Source organism: Empedobacter sp. UBA5987 (genome assembly GCF_002429865.1).
Lineage (GTDB): Bacteria > Bacteroidota > Bacteroidia > Flavobacteriales > Weeksellaceae > Empedobacter > Empedobacter falsenii_B.
Window position 1 is genome coordinate 1 of record NZ_DJBB01000051.1, and the last position, 13,315, is coordinate 13,315.

Here is a 13,315-nt window from a genome sequence, read left to right on the forward strand (position 1 = left end):
TTTGTTTAAACAACTTCAATATAAAATTCTTTTTTGAACATGTTTATAAAATTTCTCTTTCTAAAATAACTAAAAAGCCGCAATTCGCAAAGTTTTTAACTTAATATTATATAAGGTATACTTTTTGTAACTTTGTTAGAACGACAACTGTTTTGTAAAATTAATAATTATGAATGCAACGACTATTGAACAAGTGAATTCTAAATTGAAACAACTTCCTGAATCACTTTTGGAAGAAGTGGAGCGTTATATTGATTTTTTGACTTATAAACACAATCAAGAAACTGAATTTGAGTTAAGTGACGAACAAAAGGAAATTTTGGATAATCAAGAAAATTTGCCTTTAACTCAATATCAAAATAATGCAGATTTTTTAGCAGAAGTTAAAAATGAATACGGATTATAAAGTTAGTATTTCTCCTATTGCAAAAGCAAATATTAGAGAAGCAATAACTTATTACAAGGAGAATGCAACACTAAAAGTCGCACAAAACTTTTTGAACGATTATGAAATAAACGTAGAAATGATTAGACAAAATCCATTTTACAACGTTTATTACAAAAAGTTTAGAGGTAAACCAATGAAGAAATTTCCTTATATTATTTTCTATACGTTAGATGAGTAACAAAAAATAATTCTTATAAAAGCAGCTTTTAATACGCACAGAAATCCTACAAAATATCCAAAATAAAAAATGAGCTGAAAGTAAAACTTTCAGCTCATTTTTATTATATTATTTTCTAATATCTAAATGAATGTTTGTGGCTCAAATTCTTTTCCTACCATTCCTTCTTGAATATCATTCAACGAAGAAACTTCGCAACCAATAATTATAGTAACCCGTAGTGCATTATATAAAAAGTTGCTCAATATACAAAAAAGCAGTATATTGTATTGACTGACAATCAAATACAATCATAAGCAACTTAGAAGCAAGTTACAAATTAATTTTAAAGGAATTGCGAAAAATTTCGGAAAAAGAGAATTTATATTTTAAACCAATAAAGCCAAAACTATCAGATATTGAATTGATTAGCTTGATAATCTTAACAGAATTCAAATCGATTGATTCTGAACATCAGTTATTTAGAGAGATTAAGGGTTTTGAAATTGAATCTAAAATTGAGCGAAGTGTTTACAATAGAAGAAAAAGAAAATTATTTCCATTTATCGAAGAAATCAGAATGAAAATGGTGAAAAAATTTAATAAGTTTGAAAACTATTTTGTGGTCGATAGTATGCCCTTGGAAGTATGCAAAATAGCACGTTCTTCTAGAAGTAAAATATGTAAAGAGGTCGATTATGCCATTCCCAACAAGGGATTTTGTGCTTCACAAAATTTACATTTTTATGGCTATAAATTACACGCTATTTGCTCGATTTCTGGTGTTTTTCAAAGTTTTGATTTATCTCCTGCCTCTGTTCACGATATTCATTATTTGCAGGATATAAAAAAGCAAATGTCTGATTGTGTTTTACTTGGAGACAAAGGTTATCTTTCACAAACCATTCAACTTGATTTATTTAACCAGGTCAATATCCAATTAGAAACTCCGAAAAGAAAAAATCAAAAAGATTATAAACCTCAATTTTATCAGTTCAAAAAATATAGAAAAAGAATTGAAACCCTGTTCTCACAATTGTGTGACCAATTTATGATTAGAAGAAATTACGCAAAGACTTTTGAAGGATTTAAAACAAGAATTTTGGCTAAAATTACAACACTGACAACTATTCAATATTTGAATAAATTTGTGTTTAATCGAAATATTAACAACCTAAAAATTAATCTCGTTCAATAATGCACTACGGGTTATAGTATATTTTCCTGTAAAATCACTTTCGTAATCTGTGTAAACAGAATAAATATTAGAACTAATTGTATTTGGAATTTTAGTCATTATATTCTCACCAAAAAATTGATGCCACAGTTTTCCTAAATCTTCAATCGCTTGACTATCATTATTAGACGTTTGAGTCGTTATTCCTATAATTTTCAACTTATTCATTTTTAAGGTTTTTAAAATCCTAAAATCATTTTCGCAATCGAAAAGTAAATCAACAAACCAAAGATATCATTACTTGTTGTGATAAATGGTCCCGTTGCAATAGCAGGATCAACACCATATTTATGCAACATAATTGGAATAAATGTCCCAATCAAACTTGCTAAAATCATCACAATAACTAAAGCTAAAACAATGGTTGAAGAAATTTCGTAGCTTGTGCTCATCAAGAAATGTGTCGCCAATAAAAGTACAAAAGCTAATAATGTACTATTCAATAAAGCTAATAACATTTCTTTTCCTAATCTTTTCCAAATAGAACCCGAAATATTACTATTCGCCAAACCTTGCACAATAATCGCAGAAGATTGCACACCAACATTTCCTGCCATGGCAGCAACAAGCGGCGTAAAAAAGAATAATTGCGGATACAAATTCATCGCATCGCTAAAACTTTGCGACACATTAACTGCTACAAAACTACCTACCAAAGCCAATAAAAGCCAAGGTAAACGAGCGCGAGTTAATTTCAATATATTATCATCAGAGTCGACATTTTGAGTAATCCCGGCTGCTAATTGATAATTTTCTTCAGCTTCTTCACGAATCACATCAATCACATCATCCACCGTAATTACACCAACCAAACGCATTAATTCGTCTACTACAGGCACTTCGTACAAATCATATTTTTCGATTACTTTCGCAACCTCCATATCTTTTGTATAGGTCTTTACATATTGAATCTTTTCATTGTAAACATCCGCCACTTTTGTATTCGCAGAAGTCGTCAACAAACGCTTCAAACTCAATGTTCCAAGTAATTTTTCATCTTCATCAACCACATAAATTGAGAAAACCTCTTCTAAATCCTCAGCTTGTTTTCGCATTTGTTTTACTGCTGTGATTACCGACCAGTCTTTGTTGACTTTTATCAACTCTTTTCCCATCAAACCTCCAGCTGTATCTTCGTCGTAGCGTAAAAGATCTACAATTTCGCGGGCGTGTTCTTGGTCTTCTAATTGCGCAATTACCTCATCTTTCTTTTCATCAGAAAGCTCATTAATAACGTCAACAGCATCATCGGTATCCATCTCATTAATGACATCTTCAGCAATTTCTTTTGCAGTAAGCGTTTTCAGGAATTTGCGTCGATCATCTTCTTCTAATTCAAGAAGGATATCAGCAGAAATTTCATTATCGAGTAAATCAATTACAAAAGATTGTTCTTTGGTCGAAAGCTCATCAAACAATTCAGCAATATCGGCGGGGTGCAAATCTTGCAACATCTCCTTAACTGCTTTTGCATTTTGCTGATTAATACTTTCGTTTAAATGTTCAATAAAATCTTTTGTAATTTTTACCTCCATAATCTATTTCATTCTTTTCGTTAACTCAATAAAATCTTCGACAGATAATTGTTCTGCGCGCATATTCAAAAACTCGTGATCGTTTAAATCTTCAGGAATTCCCAAAGCTTTCAACGAATTACGAAGCGTTTTTCTTCTTTGTCCAAAACCAGCTTTTACCACTTGAAAAAACCGTTTTTGTTCGACTCCTTCAATTTCTGTTCGGTAGCGTTTCATAATAATAACGCCCGATTTCACCTTTGGTGGTGGTGTAAAAACGTGTTCTGGAACAGTGAACAAATATTCACAATGATAATACGCTTGAGCTAAAACAGAAAGTATACCATAATCTTTTGTACCTTTTTTTGATGCAATACGTTCGGCAACTTCTTTCTGAAACATTCCACAAACTTCGGGAACAGTGTAACGCTCTTCTAAAGCTTTAAAAATAATTTGCGAAGATATATTATACGGAAAATTTCCTAAAATAGCAATTTGTTCATCAAACTTTGATGAAAAGTCCATTTTCAAGAAATCTTCAGAATGAATTTTAAATCCTGGATAAAATGGTTGATAATATTCTTTTAAATATTCGACTGATTCTGTATCAATCTCCACAACCTCTATATTTTTCTTTGCTTGTAAAATATATTTTGTCAACACGCCCATTCCTGGACCAATTTCTAAGACACGATCATAGCCTTCCCAAGTTAACCCTTCAGCGATGTCTCGTGCAATATTTTCGTCATTCAAAAAATGCTGACCTAAATGTTTTTTAGCTTTTACTTTCAAAAATTCTAAATTTTAAGTTTTCTTTAACCAACTTACCGTAGAATATATACGGAATATCTTTCTTGCGAAATAAGTTTTTTTTATCTTAGCCCCAAAATTAACCCAAATGTCAAAAACGAACGATAAATTTGAGAAAAAAAGACTGCGATCTTCAAACATCACTGTTGTGATTAGTATTTCGCTTGTTTTATTTCTATTAGGTATTTTCGGCTTAATTGTCATTAATGCACAAAGTTACGCAGAACATCTAAAAAGAGAGTTAAAAATCGAGGCATATTTTAAAGATGTCGAAGATCCAAAATTAAAAGATAAGGAGCTTGATTTACAAAAATCTTATATCGATTCGTTGAAAGTGAAGTATCCTTTTGTTGAAGCTACACAGTATATCAGCAAAGAGGATGCAGCTAAAATTGCGAAAAAAGATTTGGGTACGGATGGTAGCGATTTCTTCGAAGAAAGTATTTTCCCTGCATCAGTTCAAATTACATTGAATCCTGCATTAATACAATCTGTTGAACAAATTGATTCTATTAATAAGGTATTGGCTAAAAATCCGATTGTAGACGAAGTAAAAAGTGACAAAGAAGCGATGGTAACGATTTACCACAGCATCAATAAAATTACATTCTGGATTATGATTTTTGCTGTTATCTTCTTGGTAATCGTTGTTGTATTAATCAACAACTCTATTCGTCTGAAAATATACGCAAAACGTTTCAGCATCAAAACAATGCAATTAGTTGGAGCGCGTAGACGTTTCATTGTAAAACCTTTCTTGATAGAAGCCGCAGTTTTAGGTTTCTTAGCAGCATTTATTGCAGCTGTAGGATTAGGTTTCTTATGGTACATTTTAGCAACAAAAGTTGGTTTAGTACTTTGGAACCCAAGCTTCACTCCACTTATTATTATTTTAATTGGAATTGGAGTTGTCATTGCCGTATTTAGTACATTGTTTGCTGCATGGCGTTATTTAAGATTAAAAACTGATCAACTTTATTAATGAAATCAAATTCTATCGATACAACAAAAAAATCAGCATCTACAAATGATGCTGGTTTTACTTTTTTATTCGGAAAAAGAAATTACATTTTCATGGCAATTGGTGTTGCACTAATTGGTCTTGGATTTTTATTAATGACAGGACACGATGCCAACACAAGACCAGATGGAACGTGGGATGCAAATTATTGGAACGACGAAATCTATTCTTTTCGTAGAATTAGATTAGCGCCATTTTTAGTTGTCGTTGGTTTCATCGTCGAGATTTATGCCATTTTAATCAATCCGAATAAAGAAAAATAATGAATACTTTACAAGCAATTATAATTGCTATAATAGAAGGTCTTACCGAATATTTACCAATTTCTTCTACAGCACACATGGGATTCACAGCAGCTTTGATGGGAATGCCAGAAAGCGAATTCTTAAAAATGTTTCAAGTTTCGATACAATTTGGAGCAATTTTATCAATCGTAGTTTTATATTGGAAAAAATTCTTTGACTTCAAAAATTTCAATTTCAATTTTTATATCAAATTAGCTTGTGCGGTTGTTCCTGCACTTATTTTAGGAAAACTATTCGATGATAAAATCGAGGCTGTTTTAGGAAATCAAGTTGCTATTTCTGGAATGTTAGTTTTCGGAGGAATCATTTTATTATTTGTAGATAAATGGTTCAAAAATCCTAAAATTAATGATGAAAAAGACATCACATTAAAACAAGCAATTATCATTGGTTTTTGGCAATGTTTGGCGATGATGCCTGGAACTTCTCGTTCTGCCGCTTCTATTATTGGTGGTATGACACAAGGTTTATCGCGTAAAGCAGCTGCAGAATTTTCATTCTTTTTAGCGGTTCCGACAATGTTAGCGGTTACAGTTTATTCTATTTTTGTTAAAACTTGGGGAGAAGATACTGCAACACCAATGAAAGGTTATGAAATGATTTTACAAGATCAAAACCATATTATATTATTCTTAATTGGAAATGTTGTAGCATTTATTGTAGCATTAATCGCAGTGAAAACATTTATCGCAGTTTTAACAAAATATGGTTTCAAATTTTGGGGGTGGTACAGAATAATCATCGGAATTATTTTATTGATTTATTTCTCATATAATTCTCCAACACAAGCAGAAAAAGACAATGCCGCTTCAGTAGAAACTACAATGATTCAGCACAAATAAGATGAATGTAGAAAAAATACAAGAAGGTCACGTTTTTTTGATTGATAAACCACTTGATTGGACATCTTTTGATGTTGTAAATAAGATTCGTTGGAACATTAGAAAAGCATATAACTTAAAGAAAATAAAAGTTGGACATGCTGGGACTTTAGATCCAAAAGCTACTGGACTTTTATTGGTTTGTACAGGGAAATGGACAAAACGCATTGATGAATTTCAGGCGCAAGAAAAGACTTATACTGGTACAATTAAATTAGGTGTTACAACGCCTACCTATGATTTAGAATCGGAAGAAAATGAAACTTTTCCGACAAATCATATCACAGAAGAAATTATTCGCGAAGCAACAAAACAATTTGTTGGAGAAATTGAACAATTTCCGCCAATGCATTCAGCGGTAAAAGTAGATGGAAAACGTTTATATGAATTAGCTCGCGAAGGTCAAGAAATAGAACGTAAAGCACGTAAAATAACGATTCACGATTTTAAAATTACAAAAATAGATTTACCTTTTGTCGATTTTGAAGTGAATTGTAGCAAAGGAACCTACATTCGTTCTTTGGCTTTTGATTTTGGAAAAGCAGTCAATTCTGGTGGATATTTAACAGCACTTCGTCGTACAAAAATTGGCGAATTTGATGTCATCAATGCTGAAAATTTCGCTTTAGAAAAAAGCTATTTTGAAGAAGAAAATACAACAGAAGAAGTATAAAATCAGAAAAGCTTGAACAAATGTTCAAGCTTTTTTTAGTTATAAAGTGATTAATACTTTATTTATTTCATCGCTCACTAATTTTGGCTTTTGCATCACCATAATATGTGTTCCGCCTTCTATTTGTATTGCATCTTTGATATATTCAATCGGAAAAACAATATCTTTTGTACCATGAATATGTGTAATATTTTCTTCATGATAAGCTGTAGAATGTTCCCAGTTTACAATCTTATGAATCGACCAACTTAAATATTCTTTGTTTCGAAACTCAAAAATATCGTCAATATTATCTTTTTCTCGATCAGTATAATATAATTTTCGCATCATCATGTACGAAAATGTCCGATCCGAAGTTAAGAAACTCATCGGAATTATTTTATGTGCATTAATAGAAGCCGAGAATCGAAATAACTTCGGAAGCTCTGCCCTATTCTTCACTGTCGAAATCAGAAATGTATGTTTTGGATTAATAAAACGATTCATTTCCTGCACAATTATTCCACCAAAAGATAATCCCATCAAAAGAAAATCTTCTGTGGGATTTATTTTATCTAATAATCTTTCGGTATAATGAGCCAAAGTTTCATCTTTCTCTGGATCTAACCAAGGAATATAAACTTGCTCAAAATCTTGTTCCAAGCGTAGATTTCGAAAAGCATTTGCGTTTGCGCCTAATCCACTTACTTGATAAATTTTCATACCTTAATTTATAATATATCTTTTTTCTTTGAGTAATCTGTTGGACGAACTCCAATTACTTTTTGGAATGTATTACTAAATGTTGGTAAACTATTGTAACCAACCATTGTCGAAATTTCACTGATTGAATACGTATTATCAATTAACAATTGTAAAGCGCGTAACATTCTTAAAATAGTGAAATATTGAACAAATGTCATATTCAAATCTTTTTGGAATAATCGTGATAATGATCGTTCAGAGAAACCGAATTCGGCTGTAATTTTCTTCATTGTAATCGAAGAATCCATATTATCATCTAAGAATTGAACGATTTTTTTCAGACGTTCGTCGTGTGGTAATGGAAGAGCTAATCGTAAACTACTTTTGCTTACTTTAGGTAATATTTCTTTAAAAGCTTGTGCAATTACATATTCGCTTCTGTTTTCTGGAACAATATCTCCTTTCCATTGGTTAGAAAATAATAAAAGCTCTAACAACAATCCATCAGCAGGATAGATTCCTACTTTTTTATAAAACGAATTATCACTTTCATTAATAGGGAAATATAAATTTCTCATAATCACCTCTGGTGTATTTGGGTGTATACTATGTTCCACATGAGGCGGTATCCACATATAGTGTCTTGCAGGTAAATAAAAAGTATCTTTTCCTATTTTTACATAAACTATTCCTCCCTCACAATAAAGAAATTGCGCTTTGTTATGTTTATGTTCTACCACGTATGCTTCCGAAATTTCCTTATGGTAACAGAAAATTGAGGTTGGTAATTTGTCAATTTCGGTTAGGTAATATCGTGTTTCGAACTTATTATCCAAATGTATATTCATAGTTTCTTTAATCTGCGAACTAATATAATAATTTATTTGATATAATGTATAATGTACACAAATAAAAGTGTCCGAAATGAATAATAATTTGACTATTTTTGATATTAAATTTTTATTAATTAGTCCAATATTTGTAATTACCTCCGTTTAGAAGGAAACAATTATTGAATAGTATTAGAAAGAAAAAGTTGCATTATGTTGGAAAGAATAAAATTAACTGACTTACAGTCAAAAGTAATGACAGCAGAGGAGTCTGCCAAATTTTTTGAAGATGGAATGACTGTTGGTTCTAGTGGTTTTACAAGAGGAGGCGATACAAAAGTTGTATTAAAAGCTGTTGCGGAGCGTGCCAAATCTGAAAATTTAAAAATCACTTTAGTAACAGGAGCTTCATTAGGACATGGTACAGACGCAGCTTTAGTAGAAAGTGGAGCATTAAAAAAACGTTTACCATTCCAAGTAGACACTGTAATGCGTAAAAATATAAATGCAGGTAATGTTTTATTTATCGATCAGCATTTAGGAGAAACTGCCGAACATATTTTAGATGGACAATTTAAAATTAATTTAGGTGTTTTAGAAGTTGCTGAAATTTTAGAAGATGGTTCTTTAGTACCTACTACTTCTATCGGTAATAATGCAGAAATTGCTGCAAATGCAGACAAATTAATCATCGAGATTAACACTTCTATTCCTACAAATATCAAAGGTATTCACGATATTTATAGTGTAGAAGAATATGGAAAACGTACTCCAATTAACATCACCGCTTGTGATACAAAAATTGGAACAGAAACAATAAAAGTAGATCCTTCTAAAATTGTTGGAATTGTTTTTCACGACATTCAAGATGCTCCTGGAGACATTCAACCAGCTGATGAAGCGACTGCTGCAATTGCTCAAAACATTGTGAAATTCTTCGAAAATGAAGTTGAAGAAGGTCGTCTTACAAAATCATTAATGCCATTACAATGTGGTATTGGTAAAGTTGCAAACGCTGTTTTAGGTGGTTTAGAACATTCTGATTTTGAAAATTTAGTCATGTATTCAGAAGTTTTACAAGATTCTACATTTGATTTAATCGATTCTGGAAAAATGAAATTTGCTTCAGCGTCTTCTATGACAGTTTCACAAGAATGTTACGATCGTGTAATTGGAAACATCGAAAATTATAAAAATAAAATTGTTTTACGTCCTCAATCTATTTCTAACTCTGCCGAAGTTATTCGTCGTTTAGGAATTATCGGAATCAATACATCTTTAGAGTGTGATATTTATGGTAACGTAAACTCAACTCACGTTTCTGGAACACACATGATGAACGGTATTGGAGGATCTGGAGATTTTGCTCGTAATGCATTTATCTCAATCTTCGTTACAGCTTCTATCGCAAAAGGTAGTAATATTTCGTCTATCGTTCCTATGGTTTCTCACACAGACCACACAGAGCACGATGTAGATATTATTGTAACAGAGCAAGGTTTAGCTGATTTGAGAGGTTTAGCACCACGCGAAAGAGCTATCGAAATCATTAACAACTGTGTTCACCCAGATTATAAAGCAGAATTATTATCTTATTTTGAAAGAGCTTGTGCAGAAAGAGGTGGTCAAACCCCACACATCTTAGAAGAAGCGTTCTCTTGGCACACAAGATTGAAACAAACAGGTTCTATGAAAAAAGAAGAATTATTAGTTTTAAATCATTAGAATAATAAATAATAAGACTATACTTTTTCAAAAGCATAATTCAGAATTTCTGGATTGTGCTTTTTTTTGTGGGATCATTACAATTAATCTCTTATTTGTATATTTGAAAGTATAATTTTTGAATAGAAATATGAAATTAATTTTCCCTCTTATTCTTATAATCATAGCTTTTAGTTGCACAACAAATAATATTAATTATAATCGAAATAAGATACTTAAAAAGTATTCAAAAGAATACAATATTCTAATTAATAATGAAATAACTAATCTAGTAACAATATATTTAGATAAAGACAATATTAAAAATATTACAGTTAATAAAAAATCTAAAGATTTAAATATTACACTAAAGAAAATCAATGAACTATTTAAATTAAGTGATATTAATATCTATAATCGAAGAGGCTGGGATAAAAAGAAAATTGATTTAATTGTAATTGATGGTATGCCTATTTCCGATAGTCTCAAAAATTTTATAAAGATAGATGCTAACGCTATCAAATCCATTAATATTGTTCCTAAAAATAAAATGAATAACCAGACATTTGGAAGACAATTCAATGGTGATTTATTAGTTATAACAACAAAATAACTTACATGAAAAAAATACTTTTAATAACATTACCATTGACAACTTTTTTTGCGTGTCAATCTAATCAAAACGAAAATCAGAATTTAGAACAAATTGATAAAAAATCGGCTCGTGAAGTTGTTTTAACAACCGAAACAAAAGGCGATTCTGTTTTACATATTACTAAACAAAAAATTTGGTCAAACGATTTGATGATTGCAGAAAAAGTAGATACGTTGATTACTCACAAACAATATACACCTACCGATTCTACCAAAATTCCTATTTACGTAACCATTCAATAATTTATCATGAATAAAAGAGAAAAAAGAGCAAGTAAAGTGGTGACTTTAGTGTTAATTTCTTCGGTTCTTAGTTCATGTATGAATCGTGAAGAAGCACCCGTTAAGAACAATGCACAAAAGGTATATATGCGTGCAGATTCTACTGCGCCTTACACAGATGTTACGTCAAATTATTCGTCGCATTCTGGTGGTTCACATCACGGCGGAATGGGAAGTTCGTTGCTTTGGTTTATGGCTTTTCGTAGCTTAACTGGTGGTGGAATGGGCTATGCAAGTCAAGGTTTGCATCAACAATCTAATGTCGGAACAAACGCGGCAAAAGCACAAGCGTACAAAAGTCAAACTGTTCGTGGTGGATTCGGAAAATCTGCTTCTTCTCGTTCAGTTTCATCTTAAACAAATTTTATGCAATTAAAAAGAATAAAAGCGGACGAAAACTGGCAAGAAAGGTTAGAAAATATCGGATTTGGTTATCATACAGACGAAAATAAACAAACCTATTGGGTAGAAGATTATTACTATTCGATTTCAGAAAAAGAAGCGGATAAAATTTTTGAAGCGACAAACGAATTATGGGAAATGTGCTTGAATGCTGTCGAACATGTGATTCAAAATAACCGTTTGGACGAATTTAAAATTCCAAAATTTATTCAACCTTATTTGATTGATACATGGGAAAATGATGCGCCAAGTATTTATGGACGTTTTGATTTTGCTTATGATAATGATCAATTAAAAATGTTAGAATTCAATGCTGATACGCCAACTTCGTTGTTCGAATGTGGTGTTGTACAATGGCTTTGGATGGAAAATTATTTTGGAGAAACGAAAGATCAATTCAATTCTGTTCATGATAAATTAATTGAAACGTGGAAAATGTTAAAACCTTATTTGAAAGGTGAAACCTTGCATTTTTCTTGTGTGAGAGAATCGTTAGAAGATTTGACAAATATCGAATATATCAGAGATTGCGCGATACAAGCTGGAATTAATACCAAATTAATTTACGTTGACGAAATCGGTTGGAATAATGTCAATTTTGTTGATTTAGAAGAAGAACCAATTACAGATATTTTCAAACTTTATCCGTGGGAATGGATGATGAACGAGTTGTTTGCATACAACATCAAAAATGATGAAATCAACGCAAATTGGATAGAACCAGCTTGGAAAATGATTCTTTCGAACAAAGCTATTTTACCAATTTTATGGGAATTGTATCCAGATCATCCATTATTATTAGAAGCTTATACAGATTCACCAAAAGAGATGAAGAATTATGTCAAAAAACCATTGTTATCTCGTGAAGGCGCAAATGTAGAAGTTGTAAAAAGTGGAGCTATTTCGGAGCAAACTTCTGGCGAATATGGCGAAGAAGGTTTTATTTATCAAGCTTTGGCTAATTTACATCACGAAGAAACAGGTTATACCATTATCGGAAGTTGGATTATTGGGCAAGAATCGTGTGGAATTACGTTCCGCGAAAGTGACCAATTTATTACAACCGATAAAAGTCGTTTTGTTCCGCATATTATTGAGTAATGTTAACAACAATCAACGAAAATTGGAAATGGAAAGGCGTAAATGCTATCAAAATAATTGATCAAAATGATTTTGGAAATATTATTTTTCAAAACATTGATAATTCAATTTGGAGAATCTGCCCAGAAGAATTAGAATGTATAAAAATAGCAATCAATTTAGAAGATTTTAATAGTTTAAAATTAGATAATGATTTTATTATTGATTGGAATTTTGAACATTTAATAAATAAATGCAAGGAAGAAATTGGTAATTTAGAACTAAATGAAAAATATTATTTAATAATTCCGGCTATTCTCGGAGGAAAATACGAAACTTCTAATATACGAAAGATTAGTTTCGAAGAATTAATAAGCATTTCTGCTGATTTATCTTTTCAAGTAAATAATTTAGCAGATTGTCAAAAAATTATTTTCAAAACATTAAATAAATAAAGATTAAAAAGTCTAATTCCATTCCGAATTAGGCTTTTTTTAGTTTAAACAAAATCAAATAATTAGCTCAAAAATTACAAATAGTTCAAAAAATATTAGGTTTTATCGTATTTATTTCATAAATTATAAAAAAGATTCTATTAAAATGTTTTATCAATTAAAGATTTAAGAAATAAAA

Annotated in this window: 19 protein-coding genes; 13 read left to right on the forward strand and 6 right to left on the reverse strand. The window is 31.0% G+C overall.

Annotation, left to right across the window (positions count from 1 at the left end):
- Positions 1-169 precede the first annotated feature (169 nt).
- Together B3J26_RS08460 and B3J26_RS08465 are read left to right on the forward strand one after the other, a co-directional pair.
- Positions 170-406, forward strand: coding sequence for a DUF2281 domain-containing protein (locus B3J26_RS08460; protein ID WP_291071930.1), 237 nt, complete (start codon positions 170-172; stop codon positions 404-406).
- Positions 390-626 (forward strand): type II toxin-antitoxin system RelE/ParE family toxin, encoded by a 237-nt coding sequence (locus tag B3J26_RS08465; protein WP_291071932.1) that lies wholly within the window; start codon positions 390-392, stop codon positions 624-626. Before B3J26_RS08460 ends, B3J26_RS08465 begins: the two co-directional genes overlap by 17 nt.
- Positions 627-748: 122 nt before the next feature.
- On the opposite strand, the gene B3J26_RS08470 is transcribed toward B3J26_RS08465, so the two are convergent.
- The gene (locus B3J26_RS08470) at positions 749-871 is read right to left on the reverse strand and encodes a hypothetical protein (RefSeq protein ID WP_291071934.1); all 123 of its coding nucleotides are present in this window, start codon (positions 869-871) and stop codon (positions 749-751) included.
- A gap of 47 nt (positions 872-918) precedes the next feature.
- Here B3J26_RS08470 and B3J26_RS08475 point away from each other — a divergent pair, with 47 nt between their 5' ends.
- A complete protein-coding gene (locus tag B3J26_RS08475; protein ID WP_291074158.1) occupies positions 919-1,803 on the forward strand; it encodes an IS982 family transposase in 885 nt (294 codons plus the stop codon).
- Here the strand turns inward: B3J26_RS08475 and B3J26_RS08480 are convergent.
- From B3J26_RS08480 to rsmA, 3 genes are read right to left on the reverse strand one after another with little or no spacing between them, the layout of a single operon-like run.
- Complete coding sequence (locus tag B3J26_RS08480) at positions 1,780-2,010, reverse strand: GyrI-like domain-containing protein (RefSeq protein ID WP_291074148.1); 231 nt, start codon at positions 2,008-2,010, stop codon at positions 1,780-1,782. The two genes, B3J26_RS08475 and B3J26_RS08480, sit on opposite strands and share 24 nt — an antisense overlap.
- Positions 2,011-2,021: 11 nt before the next feature.
- Positions 2,022-3,377, reverse strand: a complete 1,356-nt coding sequence (gene mgtE / locus B3J26_RS08485; RefSeq protein ID WP_038332427.1) for a magnesium transporter — start codon at positions 3,375-3,377, stop codon at positions 2,022-2,024.
- A 3-nt stretch (positions 3,378-3,380) separates the two neighbouring features.
- Complete coding sequence (gene rsmA / locus B3J26_RS08490) at positions 3,381-4,148, reverse strand: 16S rRNA (adenine(1518)-N(6)/adenine(1519)-N(6))-dimethyltransferase RsmA (protein WP_038332430.1); 768 nt, start codon at positions 4,146-4,148, stop codon at positions 3,381-3,383.
- A 106-nt stretch (positions 4,149-4,254) separates the two neighbouring features.
- On the opposite strand from rsmA, the gene B3J26_RS08495 reads away from it, so the two are divergent.
- The 4 genes from B3J26_RS08495 to truB are packed head-to-tail and all read left to right on the forward strand — an operon-like array spanning position 4,255 to position 7,046.
- Entirely contained in the window at positions 4,255-5,148 is an 894-nt protein-coding gene (locus B3J26_RS08495) for a cell division protein FtsX (protein WP_221855311.1), read from the forward strand.
- Positions 5,148-5,450: a DUF3098 domain-containing protein gene (locus B3J26_RS08500; protein WP_052217597.1), complete on the forward strand. Its 303-nt coding sequence runs from the start codon at positions 5,148-5,150 to the stop codon at positions 5,448-5,450. The genes B3J26_RS08495 and B3J26_RS08500 overlap by 1 nt, the downstream gene beginning before the upstream one ends.
- On the forward strand, positions 5,450-6,334 hold the full coding sequence (locus B3J26_RS08505) for an undecaprenyl-diphosphate phosphatase (protein ID WP_125349727.1): 885 nt from the start codon (positions 5,450-5,452) through the stop codon (positions 6,332-6,334). Before B3J26_RS08500 ends, B3J26_RS08505 begins: the two co-directional genes overlap by 1 nt.
- Before the next feature lies 1 nt (position 6,335).
- The gene (truB, locus tag B3J26_RS08510) at positions 6,336-7,046 is read left to right on the forward strand and encodes a tRNA pseudouridine(55) synthase TruB (protein ID WP_125349728.1); all 711 of its coding nucleotides are present in this window, start codon (positions 6,336-6,338) and stop codon (positions 7,044-7,046) included.
- Positions 7,047-7,085: 39 nt separating this feature from the next.
- On the opposite strand, the gene B3J26_RS08515 is transcribed toward truB, so the two are convergent.
- Both B3J26_RS08515 and B3J26_RS08520 read right to left on the reverse strand, forming a co-directional pair.
- A complete protein-coding gene (locus tag B3J26_RS08515) occupies positions 7,086-7,748 on the reverse strand; it encodes an alpha/beta fold hydrolase (RefSeq protein ID WP_114999497.1) in 663 nt (220 codons plus the stop codon).
- Between the two features lie 8 nt (positions 7,749-7,756).
- The gene (locus tag B3J26_RS08520) at positions 7,757-8,578 is read right to left on the reverse strand and encodes an AraC family transcriptional regulator (RefSeq protein WP_180906175.1); all 822 of its coding nucleotides are present in this window, start codon (positions 8,576-8,578) and stop codon (positions 7,757-7,759) included.
- Positions 8,579-8,773: 195 nt separating this feature from the next.
- Between B3J26_RS08520 and B3J26_RS08525 the strand changes: the two genes are divergently transcribed.
- From B3J26_RS08525 to B3J26_RS08550, 6 genes are all read left to right on the forward strand, one after another.
- Positions 8,774-10,285, forward strand: a complete 1,512-nt coding sequence (locus tag B3J26_RS08525; protein WP_291074150.1) for a succinate CoA transferase — start codon at positions 8,774-8,776, stop codon at positions 10,283-10,285.
- Positions 10,286-10,415: 130 nt separating this feature from the next.
- Entirely contained in the window at positions 10,416-10,877 is a 462-nt protein-coding gene (locus B3J26_RS08530; RefSeq protein ID WP_291074152.1) for a hypothetical protein, read from the forward strand.
- A gap of 5 nt (positions 10,878-10,882) precedes the next feature.
- Positions 10,883-11,161, forward strand: coding sequence for a hypothetical protein (locus B3J26_RS08535; RefSeq protein ID WP_038337307.1), 279 nt, complete (start codon positions 10,883-10,885; stop codon positions 11,159-11,161).
- 6 nt (positions 11,162-11,167) lie between these two features.
- Positions 11,168-11,557, forward strand: coding sequence for a hypothetical protein (locus tag B3J26_RS08540; protein ID WP_038337306.1), 390 nt, complete (start codon positions 11,168-11,170; stop codon positions 11,555-11,557).
- Between the two features lie 9 nt (positions 11,558-11,566).
- Positions 11,567-12,703: a glutathionylspermidine synthase family protein gene (locus tag B3J26_RS08545; protein WP_291072028.1), complete on the forward strand. Its 1,137-nt coding sequence runs from the start codon at positions 11,567-11,569 to the stop codon at positions 12,701-12,703.
- Positions 12,703-13,137: a T6SS immunity protein Tdi1 domain-containing protein gene (locus tag B3J26_RS08550; RefSeq protein WP_291072030.1), complete on the forward strand. Its 435-nt coding sequence runs from the start codon at positions 12,703-12,705 to the stop codon at positions 13,135-13,137. The genes B3J26_RS08545 and B3J26_RS08550 overlap by 1 nt, the downstream gene beginning before the upstream one ends.
- The last annotated feature ends 178 nt before the right edge of the window (positions 13,138-13,315 follow it).